Here is a 21,567-nt window from a genome sequence, read left to right as displayed (position 1 = left end):
TTTTCGGTTAGTACACGTCCCGTCGATAACGCCCATCTTCTATCAGCTGCTGCACAGTCGCTTCTCCAAGGATGCCCTTGAGCGCTGCGTCCACCCCTGCCGCCATGCCCTGCAGGCTGCCGCAGACATACACACAAGCCCCGTCTAGCACCCATTGCTTCAAGGTCTCGGCCTGCTGCAGCAACACATCCTGCACATACACCTTTTCGGCCTGATCACGTGAAAAGGCAAGGTCCAGCCGTGCCAGGTCGCCGCTGGCGAGCCAGCCCTGCAGTTCTGCGCCACACAGCAGGTCATGGGCGCGGTTGCGCTCACCGAACAGTAACCAGTTGCGCTGCTCGCCAGCATTGACCCGCGCTCGCATCAAGCTGCGCAGGCCTGCCAGCCCCGTGCCGTTGCCGATCAGGATCATCGGTGCAGGAGCCTGGGGCAGGTGGAAGCTGCTATTGCGGCGCAAGCGCAGGCTTAGGGTGCCATCAAGCGGCAGGTATTCGGTCAGCCAGCCCGAGCCCAGGCCGAGATGGCCGTGCGCATTACGCTCCTGGCGCACGATCAGCTCCAGCACCCCATCACTGGCGATGGAGGCGATGGAGTATTCGCGGCTGCCGATCGGTACCAGGGCATCAACCAGGGCCTGCGGGTGCAGGCCAAGCAGATGGTCGCGACGGCTCGGCAGCTGGCGGCCAGCCAGGGCCTGGCTCAGGGTTGTGTGCAAGCCTTCGACCTGCACGCTGACATTGGCGTCCTGCGCCATGCCATGCACAAACGCATCGATCCGGGCGCGCCCATTGAGCGGCAGGATTTCCACCAGGTCACCGGCTTCCCAACTGGCCGGTTGCTCTGGCCGCAGGCCTAGCAGGTAGACCGGTTGGCCTTGGCTGCCGGGGTTGAGCTGCTCGCGCCTGACCAGGGTCCAGTTGCCGAAACTCGGCGGCTGCCAGGCGCTGACAGGTTGAACACCGGTCAGTTGCGCCAGCTGCTGCTGCCAGAGCTGCACAGCGGCCTGGTCGACATTGTCCACTTCCACTGGGCCGAAAGCGCTGCTGGCGCCCCGATCACTCAACCAAGCCTGCAGGCGTCGGGCGAAACCACAGAAATGTGGATACTGCCGATCCCCCAAGGCGAGTAGGGCGTAGTTGAGGTGGTTCAACGTCAAGGGCTGGCCGAGCACCTTGCGTTCGAAGCCACGGGCACTGTCGGGGGCTTCGCCATCGCCGAAGGTACTGACCACGAACAGGGCGCGACGGGCCTGCTTCAAGTCGGCCTCATTCAGCTCGGCCAGGGCGCGTACGCGTACCGGCAAGCCCGCTGCCTGCAGCTGGCTTGCGCTTTGCCAAGCCAGTTGTTCGGCCAGGCCGCTTTGGCTGGCGAAACCAACAAGCCAGCTGTCACCGTCGCCCTGCCGAGCGTCGACATGGCTGCGGGCGGCAAGCACTTGGCGCTTCTTGCGCCGTCGGTCGAGGTATAGCAGCCAGCCGGTGATGAAGAACAGCGGCATGCTCAGGCTGGCGATGGTGACGATGATGCGCCCGGGTAGGCCGAAGTATTCGCCGACATGCAGCGCGTAGACGCTTTGCAGCAACTGAGCCTTGAAGGGCTTTTCGATGTAGCGCTCTTGGCGCTTGATCTGGCCAGTTGCCGGGTCGATTACCAATGTGTTGAATGCCCGTGGGTGGGCTGCACCCTCTAGTAAATAGAACAGATTCGCCGGCTGGTTGCCCGCTGGCGGCAGGCGCAGGTTATAGGCGGCAAGGCTCGGGCCGGCTGCACCTTTGAGGGTGGCCCAGATAGCGTCGTAGTCGACCACCAGCGGCGGCGCATGCTTGTCGATATTGGGCGGCCCATGACGACCACGGCCCTCACCGCGTTTGTGCTGCTGACCGGCCGCTGGCTCCGCCAGCAGCTTGTTCAGCCCCGAGCGATACCATTCATAAGACCAGAACAACCCGGTGAGCGCGAACAGTAGGTAGAACAGCAGGCACCAAGTACCGGCCACCGCGTGCAGATCCCAGTTGAAGGCACGGCCCTTTTTGGCCCAGTCGAGGGTCAGCCAGGTCCGCCAGTTGAGCGCCTTGCGCGGCCAGCGCAGATAGAAGCCGGACAGGCAGAAAAACACCAGCATCAGGGTGCAGGCGCCGGTGATCTGCCGGCCAGTGTCGCCCATGGCGAGGAAGCGGTGCAGGCTCAGCATCAGGTTGAAGAAACCCTGGCCGGTGGCATCGCCCTTGAGCTCGCCAGTGTAGGGGTCGGCATAGCGCAGTGTGCCCCGGCGCTCGCCGGGTGGCGGGGTGAAGAACACCCGCGCAGCGTTGCCTTCGCGTACATCCACCCACAGCATCGAAACTTTCTCGCCCTGGGCGGTTTCCACGCGGCTAACCAGCTCGGCTGGCGGCAGTACGCCCTCAGCCCGTACTTCAACCTTGAGGACATCGGCGTTGAAGGCGCGCAGCAGCTCTTCCTGGAACGAGTACAGCGCACCGGTGATACCCATCACTGCCAGCACCAGGCCTGCGGTGATGCCAAAAAACCAGTGCAGTTGAAACAGCGTCTTCTTCACCACGTCTTCACCTTGTGTCGCTACCGCCCTCTATGCGGCGGGATTATGCCTTGATACGCAAAAACCCCGCTCACTGGAGTGAACGGGGCTGGGCTTCGGATCTTCAGAAGTGGACGCTGGTGGTCAGCAATGCGGTCCTGCCCGCTGCCTGATTGGCGAAGTGAGTAGAGAAGGCCTTGTCGTAATACACCTCGTTGGTCAGGTTCTGCACGTTCAGTTGCAGGTCGACGTTCTTGGTCAGCTTGTAGGCGGCCATGGCGTCGTAGCGCACGTAACTGTCTACTACCGTGGTATTGGCCACGTTGCCGTAGACCTCATCCATATAGAATGCGCCGCCGCCAACGGTCAGCTTTGGCGTGATCGAGTAAGTGGTCCACAGGCTGGCGCTGTTGTTGGGGGTGTTTGGCAGTTGGTTGCCATCGTTGACCCCGCCAATGGGCCCACCATCGATCTGGCGCGCTTGCATGTAGGTGTAGCCAGCAAATACCTGCCACTTGTCGGTTATTTTGCCGCTGGCCGACAACTCGATGCCCTGCACGCGGGTTTCACCAACGTTTTCGTAGCTGGTAGTGCCTACCTGTACGCGGGCGTTTTCCTTCTCGGTACGGAATAGCGCGGCGGCCAGGGACAGGCGCTCGTTGAGCAGGTCCCACTTGGTGCCGATCTCGTAGTTTGTGGTTTCTTCGGGCTCCAGGTCGCTGCTGAGCAAGTTACCGCTGCGATCAGGAGTGCCTGGCAGTGGGTTGCCTTCGGTGCCTTCGCCGAGCATCGCGCCAGGTGGCGTTGCAGAGGTGGCATAGGACACATAGATGCTGCCGTTTTCGGCAGGCTTCCACACCAGCCCTAACTGGCCGGTGACGAACTCACTGGTGTCCTGGCCCTTGGCGGTCGTAGTGCCTGCTGCGTTGTAGGTTTTGTAGTCGGTATCGAAGTGGTCGTAGCGCAGGCCCATGTTCAGCAGCCACTGCGGCGTCAGTTCCAGCGTGTCGAATACGTAAAGTGCACGGGTCTTGCTGTTGGTGGTGGTGCCAGCGTAGTTGCGGGCGATGCTGCCGCTCCACGGGTCGTCCGGGTTCGGATTGCTCAGCGAGGTGCAGTTATAGCCACTGCTGGCGCCGATCATGCCTGGGGTGCAGTTGGTGTTGGCGGCGCCGCCTGGCACGGTATCGGTGTTGACGGTGTAGGACGAGCGCTGGCTTTCTTCGCGGCTCAGTTCCACTCCGGTGGAGAAGCTGTTCTTCAGCCCGGCCAGGTAGAACTCGCCGAACAGGTCGGTCTGGTTGGTTGTGGTGGCGGTATTGCCAACCCGTGTGTTGGCGCGGCGCCAGACGCTGCCGTTGTTGACGTTGCCCTTGCTGTCATCGGGCTGGGTGAGGATGTAGTCCTGCATGCTGTTGCCATGGCGCAGGGTGTTTTTCACCGTCAGGGTGTCGCTAAGGTCGTGCTCGATGGCGAAGGTGGCGATATCGACGCGGGTCTTGCGAAAATCGCGGTCGGTCAGGCCGTAGAAGTTGTCGCTGTCGCCACCGTCGTAGGGCTTGCTCGGGTGAGCAGAGGTGCGTGCGTTGCTGCCACCTGCCGGGATGCTGTAGGGAATGCCCGAGTCAGGCAGGTCGTCGCTTTCCAGGTGGTAGTAGTCAAGGTTGACGCGGGTGGGCGTGCCCAACCCAAAGGCCAGCGAGGGGGCGATACCCCAGCGGTCGTAGTTGACCTTGTCGCGGCCGGCGACGTTGCTGTCGTGGGTCATCAGGTTCAGGCGCCCGGCGGCGGTGTCACTGAACTGGTAGTTGCCATCGAGGGTGTAACGCTGGGTCTGGTCACTGCCCCAGGTCCAGGCGCCGTCGAGCGAATTGCCCAGGTGGGCACGTTTGCTGACCAGGTTGATGGTACCGCCTGCGGCACCACGACCACCAATCGCCGAGTTCGGGCCCTTGGCCACTTCGACCGATTCGATGGCGAAGATTTCCCGGCTCTGGGCCCCGGTATCACGCACGCCATCCAGGTAGGTGTCGCCTTGGGCGTCGAAACCGCGGATGAACGGGCGGTCGCCTTGCGGGTTGCCGCCTTCGCCAGCACCAAACGTTATTCCCGGTACGGTACGCAGCGCGTCCTGCAGGGTCAGGGCATTGGTGTCCTTGATGACTTGTTGCGGGATGACGGTGACCGAGCGCGGGGTGTCCACCAGCGGTGCGGTGTACTTCTGCGAGGAGGCACGCTCTACTTGGTAATCGGTGCTGGCTTGCTCAGCTTTACCCTTGACGCTGGTGGCGTCGAGGGTCAAGGCAGTGCTGGCGACCGGGTCGGCAGCATAGGCGCCGGACGCGCCGAGGGCTAAGCCGATGGCGGTTACGATCGAGCGTGGTGAGCTTACTGCAGATGGTACGTTTGGCATTGCGCTGGACCTTCCCCAAGGTGTGAAGGCCGCGGATGTTAATGTAAGGATTTGTAAGGCACAATTGAGACTCGTTACCATTCGCTAGAAATTTACAATCTTTACATATTCTCTTTACGTTTTAGCGACACTGAAACGTGTAAGCCCAGTCAGGGCTTGTGCAGTGTAAAAGGGAATCAATATCATCGAAATCTTACAGTTCTTAACGGTGCCGTCGCATGTTGCTTCATATTCCAGGGGTGTTCGATGCTCAAGAGCTGGCTCGCATTCGCGTAGCGCTGGAGCAGGCCGACTGGGCAGATGGCAAGGCCACGGCCGGTTTTCAGTCGGCCAAGGCCAAGCACAACCTGCAATTGCCAGAAGGCCATGCCCTGGCCAAGGAAATCGGCAGTGCGCTGATCGATCGCTTGTGGCAAAGCCCCCTGTTCATGTCGGCGGCGCTGCCACACAAGGTGTTCCCGCCGCTGATCAACTGCTACCGCGAGGGCGGAAATTTCGGTTTCCACATCGACAATGCGCTGCGCCAGCCCAAAGGCAGCGCCGAACGAGTGCGCACCGATCTGTCCTCGACCCTGTTCCTCAGCGACCCAGCCAGCTACGACGGTGGAGAGCTGGTGATTCAGGACACCTATGGCGAGCAACAGGTCAAGCTTGCAGCCGGTGACCTTGTGTTGTACCCCGGCACCAGTTTGCACAAGGTCAACCCGGTGACCCGTGGCGTGCGCTATGCGGCATTCTTCTGGACCCAGAGCCTGGTGCGCGAGGACAGCCAGCGCGCGCTGCTGTTCGAGATGGACAATGCCATCCAGCAACTCACTGCCGACGTGCCAGACCATCCATCCTTGCTGCAACTGACAGGCACTTACCATAACTTGCTGCGCCGCTGGGCCGAGGTCTAAACCGTGTCCTATCAGTTACGGCGTGAAGAAGTGGTGGATGCTGCCGGCCTGCAGGCGATGCTCCAACACAGTCCTGGCAAGGCGGCCCAGGCAATTCTGGCGGCAGCGGGGCAGGGCATGGTCGAGGCTCAGTTGCTGCTTGGGCAAATCCTGCTCGATGGCCTTGGCATCGAGCAGGATGCACGTGTGGCCCGGCGCTGGTTCGCCATTGCAGCTCAGGGCGGCAATGCCATGGCGCATAACATGCTCGGTCGTTGCCACGAGCAGGGCTGGGGAGGCGAGGTGAATGATGCACTAGCGGCCATTCATTATGCGCAGGCCGCCGATGCAGGGCTCGATTGGGGCCTCTATAACCTTGGCAACATGCTCGCGACTGGGCGTGGGCTGCCGGTCAATCAAGCCCAGGCGCTGATCTGTTACGAGAAGGCCGCGCTGTTGGGCCATGCCAAGTCGATGAACCTCTATGGGCGCTATTTGGAGCATGGCATCGCCACCGCGCCAAGCCCGGCACGGGCGGTGCGCTGGTATCGGCGGTCGGCTGAGGCGGGGGATTTTCGCGGCATGTTCAGCCTGGCCATGGTGTTGGCCGAGCGTGGCGAGTTGGCCGAGGCTGGGACCTGGCTGGAACGGGCGCGGTTGGAGGGCAACCTGAATTTTCTGCGCAGTGCCTTGGTGACCTTGCAGGGCGCGGGGCCGATGTTGACGTCTTACGCAGCCCGCTATGCCGAGCGGTTGCAGCAGGTCGAGCGCAGCACGTTGTAAGGCGGCGCTCGATCTCACTGCCACCAAAAGGCTCAAACCAAGCCGAAAAAATCCGACACCAGATCACCGGTATCGGATTTTGCGGCCTATGGCCGAACGCTCAAAGCATCAGCCTCAACTGAATGGCATTAGCCATCAGGCCCCGTTTGGCTTTACAGGTAGTAAGCCTTCAGCGGCGGGAAGCCGTTGAATTCAACTGCGCTGTAGCTGGTCGTGTAGGCACCGGTCGACAGCCAGTACAGGCGGTCACCAATGGCCAGGTTCAGCGGCAGGCCGTATTTGTAGTTCTCGTACATGATGTCGGCGCTGTCACAGGTCGGGCCGGCGATGACCACTTCTTCGGCTTCGCCTTTCTTCTCGGTCCAGATCGGGAACTTGATGGCTTCGTCCATGGTTTCGATCAGGCCGGAGAACTTGCCCACATCGGTGTAGATCCAGCGCTCGACGGCGGTGCGCGATTTGCGTGCCACCAGCACCACTTCACTGACCAGGATGCCGGCGTTGGCAATCAGCGAACGGCCAGGCTCAAGGATGATCTCCGGCAGGTCGTCACCAAAGTCTTCCTTCAGGAAGCGGATGATCTCTTCGGCATAGGTTTCGAGGCTGTTGGTGCGGGTGATGTAGTTGGCCGGGAAGCCGCCACCCATGTTGATCAGCTTAAGCTCGATGCCGTCTTCTTCCTTCAGGCGCTCGAAGATCACCTTGACCTTGGCGATGGCCGCATCCCACACGCTGATGTCGCGCTGCTGGGAGCCTACGTGGAAGGAAATGCCGTAAGGCACCAGGCCCAAATCACGGGCGAGGATCAGCAGGTCCATGGCCATGTCGGTCTGGCAGCCGAATTTGCGCGACAGCGGCCAGTCGGCCGTGGTCGAGCCTTCGGTAAGGATGCGCACGTAGACCTTAGAGCCCGGCGCGGCTTTGGCGATGTTGCGCAGGTCCGCTTCCGAGTCGGTGGCGTACAGGCGCACACCCTTCTCGTAGAAGTAGCGAATGTCCTTGGATTTCTTGATGGTGTTGCCGTAGCTGATCCGGTCGGCACTGACGCCACGGCTCATCACTTTGTCCAGCTCGTAGATCGAGGCGATGTCGAAGCTCGAGCCTTTTTCTTTGAGCAGGTCGATGATCTCGACGGCGGGGTTGGCCTTGACCGCGTAGTACACCTTGGCGAATTCGAAACCTGCGCGCAGGTCGTCGTAGGCCTGGCTGATCATCTGGGTATCGATGAGTACGAACGGGGTTTCCTGCTTGTCGGCGAACGCCTTCATTTTCTGGAAGGTGTCACGTGCGAAATAGTCTTCGACCTGGATCGACATGCTCAGGGACTCCATGGGCAAACTGAAAGAATAAGTGGCTGCAACTGAACGTCCTCCGTATCCCCACTTTGGTTCGCCTACTCAGTACTTGAGCCGGATGGATCGTTTCCAGCATGGACGTTCGGCGCGCACTTTAGGGCGTGAAGAATGCAGAATCAACAGGCAATCCGGGCGTGATCGTCGTGGAACGGCACCCTTCCCACTGAATAACCGACTCGCATGACCAGCTGATGTTCCCCTGGCACTTTCAAGCGTAAAAAATTGTGGAATGGAGCGAGTTGGCACCTTCGCGGGTTAACCCGCTCCTACAGGGTTTTGCCGGTGCGGCCGGGAGCGACAGCACACGGGGAGGAGGCTTTGGTGTTCATATTTATGGCCACGGTTTTCTGGGACCGGCGTGCAGAAAATGACTCATAAATTTTTTGTTACCGACAGGCGGACAGTGCTCGTCCATGAGAATCACTGCCATCTAAGCCTGGATGATGCCGTCAGGAAGCTGCGACCTCGGCAGGCGAAACAATGCTGGTCTTCGCCCCACGTGAGCGCCCGGAGCTCAGGTAAGCGGCAATCGACTCCTGTGTGACCTCGCCAAGGAATACCTGCTCAGCGTCCAGCACCGGCAACCAGGCACGGTTGAACTCGTACATCCGCGACAGCAGGATACGCAGATGCTCGTCGTGCGATGCAGTGGCGTTGAACGGGCGCAGGAAGTCGCCGCAGGTGCCTTGCTGGCGGTGCATGTCGCGGCGGCGTACGTAACCCAGTGCCTTGTTCTGCCCGTCGGTCACCACCACATAACGACGGTCATGCTCATCGAGCAGCTCCAGGGCATCATTGACCGGGGTTTGCGGGCTGACCGATGGCGCGTTGTCTGCGGCATCTTCGGCGCGCACCAGCAGCAGGCGCTTGAGGGTGCTGTCCTGGCCGACGAAGTTGCTCACGAAATCATCCACAGGGTGCGCCAGCAGGGTATCCGGGTGGTCGAGCTGGAGCAATTTACCGGCGCGGAAAATGGCGATCTTGTCGCCGAGCTTGATCGCCTCGTCAATGTCGTGGCTGACCATGATCACGGTCTTGTTCAGCGCCCGCTGCATTTCGAAGAACTCGTTCTGGATCATCTCGCGGTTAATCGGGTCGACTGCGCCGAACGGCTCGTCCATCAGCAATACCGGTGCTTCGGCTGCCAGCGCGCGGATCACCCCGATGCGCTGCTGCTGGCCACCGGAAAGTTCGCGCGGATAGCGCTGCAGGTACTGCTTGGGTTCTAGCTTGATCATGTGCATCAGCTCACGGGCGCGCTCACGGCACTTTTGCTTGTCCCAGCCGAGCAGCCGCGGGACCACGGTGATGTTCTCCTCGATGGTCATGTTGGGGAACAGGCCGATTTGCTGGATCACGTAGCCGATGTGCCGGCGCAGGGTCACTTCGTCCAGCGCGCTGGTGTCTTCGCCATTGATGAACACCTGCCCGGAGGTGGGCGTGATCAGGCGGTTGATCATCTTCAACGTGGTGCTCTTGCCGCAGCCCGATGGGCCGAGGAACACGCAGATTTCGCCTTCATTGACGGTGAGGCTTACCGCGTCGACGGCTTTGACGTCCTTGCCGTTGACGTTGAAGGTTTTGCTGAGGTTCTTCAGTTCGATCATGAGCGCAGTCCTTCTGGAGTCAGGGCACGTTGCAGGGTTTGCAGGAGCAGGTCGGCGATGATCGCCAGCAGGCTGACCAGCACAGCGCCGACCAGCAGCATCGACATGTCGCTGCGGCTGATTGAGGTGAGAATGAGCACCCCCAGGCCGCCGGCGCCAATGGTGGCGGCGATGGTCATGACGCCGATGTTCATCACCACGGCGGTGCGCACGCCGGCGAGGATCACGGGCACGGCGATGGGCAGCTCGACCATGCGCAGGCGCTGGCCGAAGGTCATGCCGATCCCCCGCGCCGCCTCACGGATACCGGGCTCGACGTTGGTCAGGGCGAGGTAGGTGTTGCGCAGGATCGGCAGCAGCGAATAAAGAAACACTGCGGTGATCGCGGGCAGTGGGCCGAGCCCTTGGCCGAACTTGGAGTAGAACGGCAGCAGCAAGCCAAACAGCGCGATCGACGGGATGGTCAGCAGCACCGTGGCACTGGCTTGCAAAGGGCCGGCGACCACCGGGAAGCGGGTCATCAGAATGCCCAGCGGCACCCCGACGATAATCGCAAGGCCCACCGCCACGCCCACCAGCATGATGTGCTGCCAGGTCAGCTGCAGCACCAAGGCCCAGTCAAGATGGGCGAACGTGTCAAACAGGTTCATGGCTGGACCTCGCTGTTCAAGGGGTGCTCGCGCAGGAAGGCAGCGGCCACGCTGGTCGGGCTCTGGTGCTGGACATCGACCTTGGCGTTGAGCTGACGCATGGTTTCGTCATCGAGCTGTTCGGCCAGTGGCTTGAGCAGCGCCACCAGTTTCGGGTTGGCGTCGATGATCTGTTTGCGCACCACCGGGGCGGCGGTGTAATCGGGGAAGTAGTGCTTGTCGTCTTCGAGCAGCTTGATCTTGAAGGCGCTCAGGCGGCCGTCAGTGGTGTACACCAAGCCTGCGAACACCTGGTTGTTGTGCATCGCGGTATAGACCAGGCCGGCATCCATCTGGCGGATATTGGCGCGCCCCACTTGCAGGTCGTACATCTGCTTGAGGCCCACGAGGCCATCCGGCCGGTTGGCGAATTCGGTGTCCAGGGCAACCAAGTGGTTGCGGTCGCTTTCATCACGCAGTACCTGGTTGAGGTCGCTGATGGTGTTGACCTGTGGGTAAGCCTCAGCCACCTCTTTGGGCAGGCCCAAAGCGTAGGTATTGCTGAACTTCGACGGCGTCAACCAGATCAGGTCCTTCTTCGCATCCAGCGCCTTGACCTTGGCGTAGGTGGCCTCTGCACTGGGCATGCGTTCTTCGATGTGGTTGTAGGACACCAGCGAAACACCGGTGTATTCCCACATCAGATCGAGCTGCCCGGTCTCCTGTGCCTGGCGTGCCAGGCTACTGCCAAGGCCGTTGGTGACGTGTACGTCGAAGCCGTTGGCACGCAGGTATTGCGCGGTGATTTCGGCAAGCACGGTCTGCTCGGTGAACACCCGCGCGCCGATGCGAATCAGCGGTTTCTCCGCTGCCTGGGCAAAACCTGCGAACAGCAGTGCCGCGCCCAGCAGCAAGGCGATTTTCTTCTTCATGGTTTCCCTCTCGTTAACCAGCCAGGCCGCGTTCCAGCCAGCGCTTGCTGGCAAAACTCACTGCCGCATCCAGAATCAGGGCCAGCAGCGCGGTGCAGGCTGCACCCAGCAACAGTTGTGGCTGGTTGTTCAGGGCGATGCCGGGGAAGATCAGGCTACCAAGGCTGTTGGCACCGATCAGAAACGCCAGGGGCGCGGTACCGACGTTCAGCGCCAAGGCCACCCGCACACCGCCGACGATGATCGGCACAGCATTAGGTAGTTCCACTTGCCAGAGCTGCTGGCGCGGTGTCATGCCGATGCCGGTGGCGGCTTCCTTGAGTGAGGCGGGGACGTTCTTGAGGCCCTCGTAGGTGTTGCGCACGATGGGCAGGAGGGAGGCGAGGAACAGCGCGAAGATCGCAGGCCCGGCACCGATGCCGAGGATACTCAGAGCAATGGCCAGTACGGCCAGCGGGGGGATGGTGTTGCCTACGTTGAAGAACTGCATGAAGCGCTCGGCTTTGTCGACCCGGTGCGGTCGACTCAAGGCAATGCCGGCGGGGATGCCCACGGCCAGCGCCGCCGCCATCGAAGCCAGCACCAGGACCAGATGCGCTTGCAGGTAGAACTGAAGATCGTCGCGATATCGCACGATCGTATCGATGCCGATCCAGTGGACCAGCAGGGCCAGGATGATGAGCACGGTGGCGCATCCCAACAGCCCTTTTCCGTAGCGTTTAGCCACAGGCGGACTCCTTGTTTTGTCGGCGAGCACACTTCTTTGATGCCGGCCGATGCTGGCGGCGGGTGGTGTGTTCGCGAATAGCAGCAAGAGGCAACCGAAGGCTGCGTTCAAGCCATGAGCCGAACCCCGTCGGGCCCGAAAATGCTGATGAAACCAGTCCCCAAGCGAAGCGGGTTGCAGGGGAATGGACGTCTCCGTGGGCGCAAAGGTTCCCATTTGAGGCGGCATTTGGCCAGCGCCGATTTCCTTCCCGCACAAATATTCCCACTGCTTCGCAGCGCCCCAGGCCTTTCAAATCAAGGGTGTCGGCTATGCCGACAAGCGGTTGAAAAACCTGATTTAAGTCGCTTACAGGAGCTGAAAATGTTCAATCATGTGTATGACAGATCGTTCGTGGCGCATGTCGCCTGTATCACCCCGACGCTTGAGGGGTATCTGAATTTCGCCAAATTGGCCGAAAAGGAAGGACGAGCTGCCTTCACGGCCGACGACTACATGATCATCACGCCTGTGGCGGGGCGTGAGCCGCATCGCCTTTGGTTTCGCTGCATGGAAGACGAGCACGGCATGCGTTACTACGACATTCAGTCGTGGAGCCGTCGCACCGGGCGGGATTTCAACACCAAGGTGCGCAACCTTGAACTGACCAATAACGGCTACGCCAAGCTCTACAAGGAGCCAACCGCCACTGACCGCCTGTGGAGCGTCATGACCCTGCAGGATGATGAATTCGTCAGTGTTGGCGATGACTTGGCGCCAGGCCAGCACATCGAAGCGCAGATCTGGACGCCAACCAACCTTGCCCTTTGTGGCTACGGCCGTACCGAGGTGGCTGACCAGTGGATGGCGTACGCGGTTTCCCACGGTGGGCCGGTGCTGGACCTGCGGCTTGAAATCACCGACATCGGTGAAGAGTTGCTGGACGACCACTGATCCGCAACCGGTGTGTCGCCTCAACAGGCGGCGCGCCGGTGCTTTGGTCTGCCTGCGGATTCGGGTATGATACTGCCCCTTTTCGATCCTCAGTCAGGCGATTTCCCATGACCAACCAGGCCGCCGAAGTCGCGAAGCGCCGCACTTTCGCAATCATTTCCCACCCCGACGCCGGTAAGACCACCATCACCGAGAAGCTGCTGCTGATGGGCAAGGCCATTGCCGTCGCCGGTACCGTGAAGTCGCGCAAGTCCGACCGCCACGCTACCTCCGACTGGATGGAAATGGAGAAACAGCGCGGCATCTCCATCACCACCTCGGTGATGCAGTTCCCGTACCGCGAGCACATGATCAACCTGCTCGACACCCCCGGCCATGAAGACTTCTCCGAGGACACCTACCGCACTCTGACTGCAGTGGACTCGGCACTGATGGTGCTCGACGGTGGTAAAGGCGTTGAGCCACGAACCATTGCCCTGATGGACGTTTGCCGCCTGCGCGACACGCCGATCGTCAGCTTCATCAACAAACTCGACCGGGACATCCGTGACCCGATCGAACTGCTCGACGAGATCGAGGCGGTTCTTAAGATCAAGGCCGCGCCGATCACCTGGCCTATCGGCTGCTACCGCGACTTCAAAGGCGTGTATCACCTGACCGGGGACTACATCGTGGTCTACACCCCAGGCCATGGCCATGAACGTACCGAAGCCAAGATCATCGAGAAGCTGGACTCCGACGAGGCCCGCGCGCACCTGGGCGATCAGTACGAATCGTTCGTCGAACAACTGGAGCTGGTGCAGGGAGCCTGCCACGAGTTCAACCAGCAAGAGTTCATCGACGGCCAGCTGACCCCGGTATTCTTCGGTACGGCATTGGGTAACTTCGGTGTCGACCATGTGCTGGACGCTGTAGTCGATTGGGCGCCTCGCCCGTTGGGTCGTGTCGCCCATGAGCGCACCGTCGAGCCCGTTGAAGAGAAGTTCACAGGTTTCGTGTTCAAGATCCAGGCGAACATGGACCCCAAGCACCGCGACCGCATCGCCTTCATGCGCATTTGCTCGGGCAAGTACGAGAAGGGCATGAAGATGCGCCATGTACGTCTGAACAAAGACCTGCGCATCGGCGATGCACTGACCTTCTTCAGCTCCGAGCGTGAGCAACTGGAAGAGGCCTACGCCGGCGACATCATTGGCCTGCACAACCACGGCACCATTCAGATTGGCGATACGTTCACCGAAGGCGAAGCGCTGGGCTTCACCGGTATCCCTCACTTCGCCCCAGAGCTGTTCCGCCGGGTGCGCCTGAAGGACCCTCTGAAATCCAAACAGCTGCGTCAGGGCTTGCAACAGTTGGCGGAAGAGGGCGCGACCCAGGTGTTCTTCCCCGAGCGCAGCAACGACATCATTCTCGGTGCAGTCGGTGTGCTGCAGTTCGACGTGGTCGCCAGCCGCCTGAAGGAAGAGTACAAGGTTGAATGCGCCTACGAGCCGATCACCGTGTGGTCGGCCCGCTGGATCGCTTGCGATGATAAGAAGAAGCTTGAGGAATTCCAGAACAAGGCCATGGAAAACCTGGCCATCGATGGTGGCGGCCACCTGACCTATCTGGCGCCGACCCGCGTCAACCTGTCGCTGATGGAAGAGCGCTGGCCAGACATCAAGTTCCGCGCGACCCGCGAGCACCACTGATTACCAAGGTCTATCCAGACCCGCTGTAGGCGCGGGTCAACCTGCAATTGCGAGGGTGAACTCACCGACGCATTTGTAGGTTAACCCGCCCCACTGATGACCAGTTTCCTAAAGTTGATCAGTTACCAGCCTTGATGCTGGTCCAGATCCGCGTGCGAATGCGGTCGATCTTCGCTGGCATCGCCTCAAGGGCATACAGCTTGCCCATCACCTCCTCACTCGGGTAGATCATGCTATTGCCCTTCATCGCCGGGTCCACCAGGCCATCGGCCTTGAGGTTGCCGTTGGCGTACTGCACGTAGTTACTGATGTTGGCCATCACTTGCGGCTGCAACAGGTAATTCATGTAGGCGTACCCCGCCTTCTCATCCGGGGCATCGGCCGGCATGGCGACCATGTCGAACCACATGGGCGCACCCTCCTTAGGGATCGAGTAACCCACCTTCACCCCGTTCTTCGCCTCTTCGGCGCGGTTCTTGGCCTGCAGCACATCGCCCGAGAAACCCACCACCACGCAGATATCGCCATTTGCCAGGTCGCCTGTGTATTTGGACGAGTGGAAATAGCTGATATAGGGTCGCACCTGCATCAGCAGCGCCTTGGCTTTGTCATAGTCGGCCGGGTTCTTGCTATGGTGCGGCAGCCCAAGGTAGTGAAGGGCGATCGGCAGCAGTTCAGGGCCATTGTCCAGCACCGCTACACCACAGCTTTTAAGCTTGCTCATGTACTCAGGCTTGAAGATCAGGTCCCAGGAATCCACTGGGGCGTTGTCGCCCAGCACCGCCTTGACCTTGTCGATGTTGTAGCCAATGCCGGTGCTGCCCCACAGGTACGGAAAACCATACTGATTGCCAGGGTCATTGACCTCTAGCGCCTTGAGCAGCACCGGGTTGAGGTTCTGCCAGTTGGGCAGCTGCGACTTGTCCAGGCGCTTGAGCGCTTTGCCTTGGATCTGCCGGGCCATGAAGTGGTTGGAGGGGAATACCACATCGTAGCCGGAGTTGCCGGTCATCAGCTTGCCGTCGAGGGTTTCGTTGCTGTCGTAGACGTCATAAGTTGGCACGATGCCAGTGGCTTGTTGGAAGTTCTTCAACGTATCGGGCGCCACGTAGCTGGACCAGTTGTAGATCTTCACGGTTTCGGCGGCACTGGCCACGCTGGCGGCCAGCATCAGTGGGGCGATCAGAAGCGTACGCATATCGGGTTACCTTGCTTTGTCTGTTGTTATCGAAGGCAGGCGATCAGCGGATCAGAAAATCAGGACGTAGGTCTTGCGCACGGTCTCCTGGATATCCCAGGTGCCAGTGCTGTTGGCCGGTAGCATCAGTGCATCTCCGGCTTCTATGACCAGGGGCTCGCCACCGTCTGGGGTGAAGGTGCAGCGGCCTTTGATGAAGTGGCAGAACTCCTGTTGCACGATCTGCCGACGCCAGCGCCCTGGGGTGCACTCCCAGATGCCGGTTTCCACGCCGTCGCTGCGTTCCACGCAGGTGACCGATGTCACGGCCACGGTGTCGCCAAGCGGCACCGCAACGGGGTTGCAGCTTTCGAGCACGGCACTGTCTGTGTGTTTGAACTGGGTGATGCTCATGACCGGTGGATCCTGTGTCGAGAAAGGGTAGTCAGTGCATGAAGCCTTCCATGAAGTCCGCGAGCGAGCTGGCCAGGCGCCGCCTCCAAGGCGCGCTGGCGGGGTTGGCGAGGGTCCGATCCTCGTGGACGAAGCTTTTGATGATCGCGTTGTACCCCAGCCAGCGGCAGGGCTCGGGCGGCCAGCTGGCCAAGCTGGACAGCGGGCGGTTGTCGAGCACCCAGGGCTGGGCAGTCAGTTGGTTATGCTGATTGAGGATCAAAGCCGCCAGGGTGCGGCCACCGAGGTTGGTGGCGCCGAGCCCTTCGCCGCCATAGCCGCCTGACAAGGCGATGCCGCGCTGGCGATCGCACAACATGTGCGGATGAAAACGCCGCGCCATGCCCAGGTTGCCGCCCCATGTATGGGTGATGCGCACGTGCCGTAGTTGTGGGAACAGCTCACCGAACAGATAACGACGCAGTTCGATTTCATCTGGCTGGAGGTTGAAATTCTCCCGCAGGCGGCCGCCAAAGCGGTAGCCACCCCGAGCGCCAAACACCAGGCGGTTGTCGGCGGTGCGCTGGCCGTAGGTCACTTGGCGGCTGCTCTCGCTGAAAGCCTGCCCCTGGGCCAGGCCGATCTGGTCCCAAATGGATTCTGGTAGGGGTTCTGTGGCCACCAGCAGGCTCTGCACCGGCAACTGGTGTTTGCCTAGCGGCGGCAGGCTGGCGGCGTACCCTTCGACCGCCGGCACCACCCACTGGCAGCGGATGCGGGCCAAGTGCGAGCGAACTTCACCCGGCTGCCAGTCAATGGCCGGGGTGTTCTCGTAGATCGTCACCCCGAGCCTTTCCACGGCCCGGGCCAGGCCACGCACCAGCTTGGCCGGTTGAATGGTCGCGGTATGCGGGCTGTAGATAGCGCCGTAGGCATTGCTGATACGCAGTTGCGCGTCCAACTGCTCAGGGCGTAGCCAGCAGTAGTCTTGCTCGGTCATGCCTTGGCGATACAGGTCATCGAGGTAGGCACGCAGGCTGCGCTCCTGCTCAGGGTAGCGCGCTGCACAGTACAGCACCCCAGCTTTACGGTAATCACAGTCGATGCCTTCGCGCTGCAGCACGCTGTGTACTTCATCGGGGATGCCGTGGAGCAAATCGATGCTGGCGCGGCGATGCTGCGCCGAGACGGTACCCAGCAGACGGTCTTCGCCCAGCAAATTGCCCATCAGCCAGCCGCCATTGCGCCCCGAGGCGCCGAAACCTGCAATGTTGGCTTCGATCACGGCAATGTTCAGGTGCGGGGCCTGGCGTTTGAGATAGTAGGCGGTCCACAGGCCGGTGTAGCCGGCACCGATGATGCAAACATCTACATCCAGGTCCTGGCGCAGGGCCGGGCGCGCGCACAAAGGCTCGTCAAGCTGGTCCATCCACAGGCTGAGCGTGCGCAGCGATTGCATCGGTTTTGCTCCACATTCGTACAAGTCTGTGGCGATGCTAGTAGGGGCGGCTGGCGCCTGTCTTACGTGCGTGCACGCAGAGAATTTTGCTTCAAGTAAGCTTTTGGGGTGAGGCCTGTGTGTTCGCGGAAGCATTTATAGAATGCCGAAAGCGAATTGAAACCGGCATTGAACGCCAGCTCGTCGATGGTCGCCACGGCGCTGCCCTCATTCAAGCGCGCCATCAGATGCTGCAGGCGTGCCTGGTTGACGTAGCGGTAGAAGCTTTGCCCCAGCACCTGATTGAGCAAGTACGAGATCTGGTTGCGGCTGTAGCCGCTGGCATCGGCGACTTGTTGCAGGTCCAGCTCTGGGTCAAGGTAAGGGCGTTGGCGCTGGAAGTAGTGCTCCAGGTCTTGGGCCATGGTCGACAACTGACGGGGCGAGAGCCCCAGGCGGCTAGTGGCTGGGCGAGGGCCGCAGCTGGCCGGGCCGTTGCCGTGCTGACGTACCAGAGTGGCGTATTCATTTACCTGCCAGATCAACCCATCCTTGACGGTGATCGCCTCGCTGGACTGAAACGCCACCAGGCCATCGCCGCCCTGCACCGTGACCTGGTACTGAATGAAGGCAGTGCAACCGTCCACACGAATGCGGTCGCTATGGACGATGTCTTCGCCGGCTTCGTGTGGCAGGCTGGCGCGCACATAGTCACGCAGCTCGCGATACCCCAGTACACGGTTCTGAAAAAAGTCGTGGTACTGGACGTCAGGGTGATACAGCGCGAGCACACCTTCCAGGTCGCGATGCTTCCAGCACAGGTGGTAGCGCAGCACGATCTCGGCGGTGATAGGAGTCTGGGTGGGGCCATCTTGAAGTGTCATCGGCCGTTCATGCCTTGCCTGTATCGCCGCCAGAATATTGCAGAACACCTGATGACGAACACCCACTCGCGCATTTTGCACGGTCAATTATTCAAAGGTTTTTATAACTCATTGATTTTAAAGAGGGTAACTTTTTGTAAAGAGTGGCACAGCGCCTGCAACTGTTATTGCGCGAATGGAATTCTCGCTAACAACATACATAGGCGACCACATCATGATCCCCTCTGCCGATTACTCAGTTGTCGATACGCAAAGCCGCTCAGGTGTTTCCTGGGCTGCGATTTTCGCAGGCGCTGCTGCTGCCGCCGCGTTGTCCCTGATCCTGGTTGTATTGGGTGCGGGGCTGGGCTTTGCAGCCACTTCACCCTGGGCCGACGAAGGTGCCAGCGCCAAAGCATTGGGCATCTCTACGATTGTCTGGTTGCTGCTGACCCAGATCATCGCCTCTGGCCTTGGTGGCTACATGGCGGGGCGTCTGCGGGCCAAGTGGGCGAACCTGCATGGCGATGAAGTGTACTTCCGCGACACGGCACATGGTTTTCTGGCGTGGGCAGTCTCGACGCTGGTAGCTGCGATGTTGGTACTGGGTACCGCCGGTAATCTGGTGGGTGCTGGTGCCAGTGCTGCCTCCCAAGCGGTAGGCATGACCGCTGCCGCAGGTGGCGCCGCCGCTGCCAATGCTGACAAAGATTCGATGGGCTACTTCGTCGACAGCCTGTTCCGCGGTGACGGCCCTGCGCCAGTCAGCGAAGACGCCGCCAATGGCGTGGCCGCCCGCATTCTGGCCAAAGGCGTGGCCGGTGACGGTGCTCTGACCCCAGAAGACCGCACCTACCTTGCTCAATTGGTAGCTCAGCGTACTCGCCTTACTCAGCCGGAAGCTGAGGCACGTGTGGACCAGGTGATCGCTCAGGTGCAAGAGCTCAAAATGAAGGCCAAGCAAGCGGCAGATACCGCTGCCAAAGTTGCCGCCTGGACCGCCCTGTGGACCTTCGTAGCACTGCTGTGCGGGGCGTTCTTCGCCAGCCTGGCAGCCCTTTATGGCGGCCGTCGCCGTGATCACGTGCAGTGGATGGAAGGCGAATACGTCGCTCATCGCACCATTCAACGATAAGCAAGGAGAACTGACATGCGCTCGATACTGCTATGGATGCTTGGTGTACCTATTCCGGTCATCATCCTTATTGCGATCTTCATGCACTAAATAAAAAGGGCCGCTTAGCGGCCCTTTTCAATGGTTACGCACTAAAGAAACTGCTCCGCATAATGGCAAGCCACCGATCGCGTGCCCACCTGCCGCAGCGCAGGCACCTCAGTGGCACAGCGTTCGGTGGCGTAAGGGCAGCGTTTGTGGAAAGCACAGCCGTCGGGCGGGCTCAGCGGGTTGGGCAATTCTCCCGCTATGCGTATCTTCGGCTTGAGCGGGTCCGGGTGGATCGCCGGCGTCGCCGACAGCAGCGCCTGGGTATACGGGTGCAGCGGCTTGTCGTAGATATCCGCCTTGGGCCCCATTTCCGCCGGGCGCCCCAGGTACATCACCAGCACCTGATCGGCCACGTGTCGCACCACCGCCAAGTTGTGCGAGATGAACACGTAGGCGGTATTGAACTCCTTCTGCAAGTCCATGAACAGGTTCAGCACCTGGGCCTGGATCGACACGTCCAGCGCCGACGTCGGCTCGTCGGCCACCAGCACCTTGGGCTGCAGCATCATTGCCCTGGCCAACGCGATGCGCTGGCGCTGGCCCCCTGAGAACATGTGCGGGTATCGCTGATAGTGCTCAGGACGTAGCCCAACCTGCTCCATCATCTTTTGCACTTTATCGCGCCTTTCGGCTTTGCTCAGGGAGGTGTTGATCAGCAGCGGCTCGGCCAGTTGGTCACCGATCTTCTGGCGTGGGTTGAGCGAGGCGTAGGGGCTTTGGAATACCATCTGCACATCACGGCGCAGCTGTTTGCGTTCAGCCTTGCTGGCGCCGTTCACCTCGGTGCCATCAATTTGCAGCGAGCCCGAAGAAGGCTCCTCGATGAGTGTCAGGGCTCGGGCCAGGGTGGACTTGCCACAGCCCGACTCTCCGACCACGGCCAGGGTCTTGCCTGCTTCCAGCTCGAACGACACGCCATTGAGCGCGCGCACCAGGGCACGGCCCTTGAACAGCCCGCGGGAAACTTCATAGTGCCGGGTCAGGTCCCGGGCAGTGAGAACGACGGCCATCACGCCACCTCCTGGTTCAGCGGATAGAAGCAACGCACCAAGCTATGGGCCTGCGGCTCGAGGGCAGGGCGCTGGCGCCGGCAATGGTCCTGCACGTACGGGCAGCGCGGCGACAGCAGGCAGCCAGCGGGGCGGTCGTAGCGACCAGGGACGATGCCCGGCAAGGTAGCCAGGCGCTCGGCACCGATGCTGTGCTCGGGGATCGCCGCCAGCAGCGCTTCACTGTAAGGGTGGGCGGGTACTTCGAACAATTCCGGCACCTGGCCCACTTCCACGGCCTGGCCGGCATACATCACGCATACCCGTTTTGCCGTTTCTGCCACCACGGCAAGGTCGTGGGTGATCAGGATCAGCGCCATGTTGCGCTCTTGCTGCAGGTTCACCAGCAGCTCCATGATCTGTGCCTGGATGGTCACATCCAGTGCAGTGGTGGGTTCGTCGGCGATCAGCAGCTTGGGTTCGCCGGCAATGGCCATGGCGATGGCCACACGCTGGCTCATGCCCCCGGACAGCTGGTGGGGGTAGGCATCCAGGCGGCTTTCGGCGGCCGGGATTTCGACCTTCTGCAGTAGCTCCAAAGCCCGCTGGCGGGCGGCCTTGCCTTTGAGGCCCAGGTGTTGGCGCAGCACTTCCTCGATCTGGTAACCGACGGTGTAACTGGGGTTGAGCGCGGTCATCGGGTCCTGGAAGACCATGGCGATATCCTTGCCCACCACCTTGCGCCGCTGGCGGCCGCTGAGCTTGAGCATGTCGGTGCCATCGAAGGTCAGGGCATCGGCGGTGATACGCCCGGGGGCGTCGATCAGGCCCATCAGCGCCATCATGGTGACCGATTTGCCCGAGCCAGACTCGCCGACGATGGCCAGGATTTCGCCGGCCTCGACTTTCAGGTCAAGCCCATCGACCACTGGCACCGCGTCGGCCTCGCCGAAGCGCACGTTCAGGTTGTTGATTTGCAACAGTGACATGGCGTTCTC

Annotated in this window: 18 protein-coding genes; 5 read left to right on the top strand and 13 right to left on the bottom strand. The window is 61.0% G+C overall.

Annotated elements, in window-relative coordinates; translation table 11 throughout:
- Nucleotides 1-7: 7 nt before the first annotated feature.
- Nucleotides 8-2,560, bottom strand: a complete 2,553-nt coding sequence (locus J5M56_RS15435) for a sulfite reductase flavoprotein subunit alpha (protein ID WP_207937256.1) — start codon at nucleotides 2,558-2,560, stop codon at nucleotides 8-10.
- Between the two features lie 100 nt (nucleotides 2,561-2,660).
- Nucleotides 2,661-4,949, bottom strand: coding sequence for a TonB-dependent siderophore receptor (locus J5M56_RS15430; protein WP_186477664.1), 2,289 nt, complete (start codon nucleotides 4,947-4,949; stop codon nucleotides 2,661-2,663).
- A 218-nt stretch (nucleotides 4,950-5,167) separates the two neighbouring features.
- Between J5M56_RS15430 and J5M56_RS15425 the strand changes: the two genes are divergently transcribed.
- Nucleotides 5,168-5,848: a Fe2+-dependent dioxygenase gene (locus J5M56_RS15425; protein WP_207937255.1), complete on the top strand. Its 681-nt coding sequence runs from the start codon at nucleotides 5,168-5,170 to the stop codon at nucleotides 5,846-5,848.
- Nucleotides 5,849-5,851: 3 nt separating this feature from the next.
- Nucleotides 5,852-6,610 (top strand): tetratricopeptide repeat protein, encoded by a 759-nt coding sequence (locus J5M56_RS15420; protein WP_060479429.1) that lies wholly within the window; start codon nucleotides 5,852-5,854, stop codon nucleotides 6,608-6,610.
- A 152-nt stretch (nucleotides 6,611-6,762) separates the two neighbouring features.
- Here the strand turns inward: J5M56_RS15420 and J5M56_RS15415 are convergent, their stop codons facing one another.
- The 5 genes from J5M56_RS15415 to J5M56_RS15395 all read right to left on the bottom strand — a co-directional run bounded on the left by J5M56_RS15415 (nucleotide 6,763) and on the right by J5M56_RS15395 (nucleotide 11,860).
- Complete coding sequence (locus J5M56_RS15415; protein ID WP_060480505.1) at nucleotides 6,763-7,926, bottom strand: type III PLP-dependent enzyme; 1,164 nt, start codon at nucleotides 7,924-7,926, stop codon at nucleotides 6,763-6,765.
- Nucleotides 7,927-8,414: 488 nt separating this feature from the next.
- Complete coding sequence (locus J5M56_RS15410; RefSeq protein ID WP_186477668.1) at nucleotides 8,415-9,572, bottom strand: ABC transporter ATP-binding protein; 1,158 nt, start codon at nucleotides 9,570-9,572, stop codon at nucleotides 8,415-8,417.
- Entirely contained in the window at nucleotides 9,569-10,222 is a 654-nt protein-coding gene (locus tag J5M56_RS15405; RefSeq protein WP_060480507.1) for an ABC transporter permease, read from the bottom strand. Before J5M56_RS15405 ends, J5M56_RS15410 begins: the two co-directional genes overlap by 4 nt.
- Nucleotides 10,219-11,133 carry a glycine betaine ABC transporter substrate-binding protein gene (locus tag J5M56_RS15400; protein ID WP_060480508.1) on the bottom strand — a complete coding sequence of 305 codons (915 nt, stop codon included), beginning with the start codon at nucleotides 11,131-11,133 and terminating at the stop codon, nucleotides 10,219-10,221. Before J5M56_RS15400 ends, J5M56_RS15405 begins: the two co-directional genes overlap by 4 nt.
- A 13-nt stretch (nucleotides 11,134-11,146) precedes the next feature.
- Nucleotides 11,147-11,860: an ABC transporter permease gene (locus J5M56_RS15395; RefSeq protein ID WP_207937254.1), complete on the bottom strand. Its 714-nt coding sequence runs from the start codon at nucleotides 11,858-11,860 to the stop codon at nucleotides 11,147-11,149.
- Between the two features lie 363 nt (nucleotides 11,861-12,223).
- Between J5M56_RS15395 and J5M56_RS15390 the strand changes: the two genes are divergently transcribed.
- Entirely contained in the window at nucleotides 12,224-12,793 is a 570-nt protein-coding gene (locus tag J5M56_RS15390; protein ID WP_207937253.1) for a hypothetical protein, read from the top strand.
- Nucleotides 12,794-12,900: 107 nt separating this feature from the next.
- The gene (locus tag J5M56_RS15385; protein WP_186477672.1) at nucleotides 12,901-14,484 is read left to right on the top strand and encodes a peptide chain release factor 3; all 1,584 of its coding nucleotides are present in this window, start codon (nucleotides 12,901-12,903) and stop codon (nucleotides 14,482-14,484) included.
- A 118-nt stretch (nucleotides 14,485-14,602) separates the two neighbouring features.
- Here J5M56_RS15385 and J5M56_RS15380 read toward each other — a convergent pair whose 3' ends face one another.
- The 4 genes from J5M56_RS15380 to J5M56_RS15365 all read right to left on the bottom strand — a co-directional run bounded on the left by J5M56_RS15380 (nucleotide 14,603) and on the right by J5M56_RS15365 (nucleotide 18,376).
- On the bottom strand, nucleotides 14,603-15,682 hold the full coding sequence (locus J5M56_RS15380) for a polyamine ABC transporter substrate-binding protein (protein ID WP_060480512.1): 1,080 nt from the start codon (nucleotides 15,680-15,682) through the stop codon (nucleotides 14,603-14,605).
- A 51-nt stretch (nucleotides 15,683-15,733) separates the two neighbouring features.
- Nucleotides 15,734-16,075 (bottom strand): cupin domain-containing protein, encoded by a 342-nt coding sequence (locus J5M56_RS15375; protein WP_060480513.1) that lies wholly within the window; start codon nucleotides 16,073-16,075, stop codon nucleotides 15,734-15,736.
- 31 nt (nucleotides 16,076-16,106) lie between these two features.
- The gene (locus J5M56_RS15370; protein WP_207937252.1) at nucleotides 16,107-17,513 is read right to left on the bottom strand and encodes an FAD-dependent oxidoreductase; all 1,407 of its coding nucleotides are present in this window, start codon (nucleotides 17,511-17,513) and stop codon (nucleotides 16,107-16,109) included.
- A 62-nt stretch (nucleotides 17,514-17,575) separates the two neighbouring features.
- The gene (locus tag J5M56_RS15365; RefSeq protein WP_186477675.1) at nucleotides 17,576-18,376 is read right to left on the bottom strand and encodes a nuclear transport factor 2 family protein; all 801 of its coding nucleotides are present in this window, start codon (nucleotides 18,374-18,376) and stop codon (nucleotides 17,576-17,578) included.
- 214 nt (nucleotides 18,377-18,590) lie between these two features.
- Between J5M56_RS15365 and J5M56_RS15360 the strand changes: the two genes are divergently transcribed.
- Nucleotides 18,591-19,490, top strand: a complete 900-nt coding sequence (locus J5M56_RS15360; protein ID WP_186477676.1) for a hypothetical protein — start codon at nucleotides 18,591-18,593, stop codon at nucleotides 19,488-19,490.
- Nucleotides 19,491-19,621: 131 nt separating this feature from the next.
- Here the strand turns inward: J5M56_RS15360 and J5M56_RS15355 are convergent, their stop codons facing one another.
- Complete coding sequence (locus tag J5M56_RS15355) at nucleotides 19,622-20,590, bottom strand: peptide ABC transporter ATP-binding protein (RefSeq protein WP_186477677.1); 969 nt, start codon at nucleotides 20,588-20,590, stop codon at nucleotides 19,622-19,624.
- On the bottom strand, nucleotides 20,590-21,558 hold the full coding sequence (locus J5M56_RS15350) for an ABC transporter ATP-binding protein (protein ID WP_060480378.1): 969 nt from the start codon (nucleotides 21,556-21,558) through the stop codon (nucleotides 20,590-20,592). The genes J5M56_RS15355 and J5M56_RS15350 overlap by 1 nt, the downstream gene beginning before the upstream one ends.
- Between the last annotated feature and the right edge of the window lie 9 nt (nucleotides 21,559-21,567).

This window comes from Pseudomonas sp. 51_B, from assembly GCF_017491595.1.
GTDB classification, from domain to species: Bacteria; Pseudomonadota; Gammaproteobacteria; order Pseudomonadales; family Pseudomonadaceae; genus Aquipseudomonas; species Aquipseudomonas promysalinigenes.
The sequence above is the reverse complement of the archived record's forward strand: the minus strand, read 5'-3'. Positions and strand labels throughout refer to the sequence as shown.

What these genes read in the sequence shown, in the direction of transcription:
- J5M56_RS15430 (WP_186477664.1), bottom strand. Translation starts at nt 4,949, where the DNA reads ATGCCAAACGTACCATCTGCAGTAAGCTCACCACGCTCGATCGTAACC.
- J5M56_RS15425 (WP_207937255.1), top strand. Translation starts at nt 5,168, where the DNA reads ATGTTGCTTCATATTCCAGGGGTGTTCGATGCTCAAGAGCTGGCTCGC.
- J5M56_RS15415 (WP_060480505.1), bottom strand. Translation starts at nt 7,926, where the DNA reads ATGTCGATCCAGGTCGAAGACTATTTCGCACGTGACACCTTCCAGAAA.
- J5M56_RS15410 (WP_186477668.1), bottom strand. Translation starts at nt 9,572, where the DNA reads ATGATCGAACTGAAGAACCTCAGCAAAACCTTCAACGTCAACGGCAAG.
- J5M56_RS15405 (WP_060480507.1), bottom strand. Translation starts at nt 10,222, where the DNA reads ATGAACCTGTTTGACACGTTCGCCCATCTTGACTGGGCCTTGGTGCTG.
- J5M56_RS15400 (WP_060480508.1), bottom strand. Translation starts at nt 11,133, where the DNA reads ATGAAGAAGAAAATCGCCTTGCTGCTGGGCGCGGCACTGCTGTTCGCA.
- J5M56_RS15390 (WP_207937253.1), top strand. Translation starts at nt 12,224, where the DNA reads ATGTTCAATCATGTGTATGACAGATCGTTCGTGGCGCATGTCGCCTGT.
- J5M56_RS15385 (WP_186477672.1), top strand. Translation starts at nt 12,901, where the DNA reads ATGACCAACCAGGCCGCCGAAGTCGCGAAGCGCCGCACTTTCGCAATC.
- J5M56_RS15380 (WP_060480512.1), bottom strand. Translation starts at nt 15,682, where the DNA reads ATGCGTACGCTTCTGATCGCCCCACTGATGCTGGCCGCCAGCGTGGCC.
- J5M56_RS15375 (WP_060480513.1), bottom strand. Translation starts at nt 16,075, where the DNA reads ATGAGCATCACCCAGTTCAAACACACAGACAGTGCCGTGCTCGAAAGC.
- J5M56_RS15370 (WP_207937252.1), bottom strand. Translation starts at nt 17,513, where the DNA reads ATGCAATCGCTGCGCACGCTCAGCCTGTGGATGGACCAGCTTGACGAG.
- J5M56_RS15365 (WP_186477675.1), bottom strand. Translation starts at nt 18,376, where the DNA reads ATGACACTTCAAGATGGCCCCACCCAGACTCCTATCACCGCCGAGATC.
- J5M56_RS15360 (WP_186477676.1), top strand. Translation starts at nt 18,591, where the DNA reads ATGATCCCCTCTGCCGATTACTCAGTTGTCGATACGCAAAGCCGCTCA.
- J5M56_RS15355 (WP_186477677.1), bottom strand. Translation starts at nt 20,590, where the DNA reads ATGGCCGTCGTTCTCACTGCCCGGGACCTGACCCGGCACTATGAAGTT.
- J5M56_RS15350 (WP_060480378.1), bottom strand. Translation starts at nt 21,558, where the DNA reads ATGTCACTGTTGCAAATCAACAACCTGAACGTGCGCTTCGGCGAGGCC.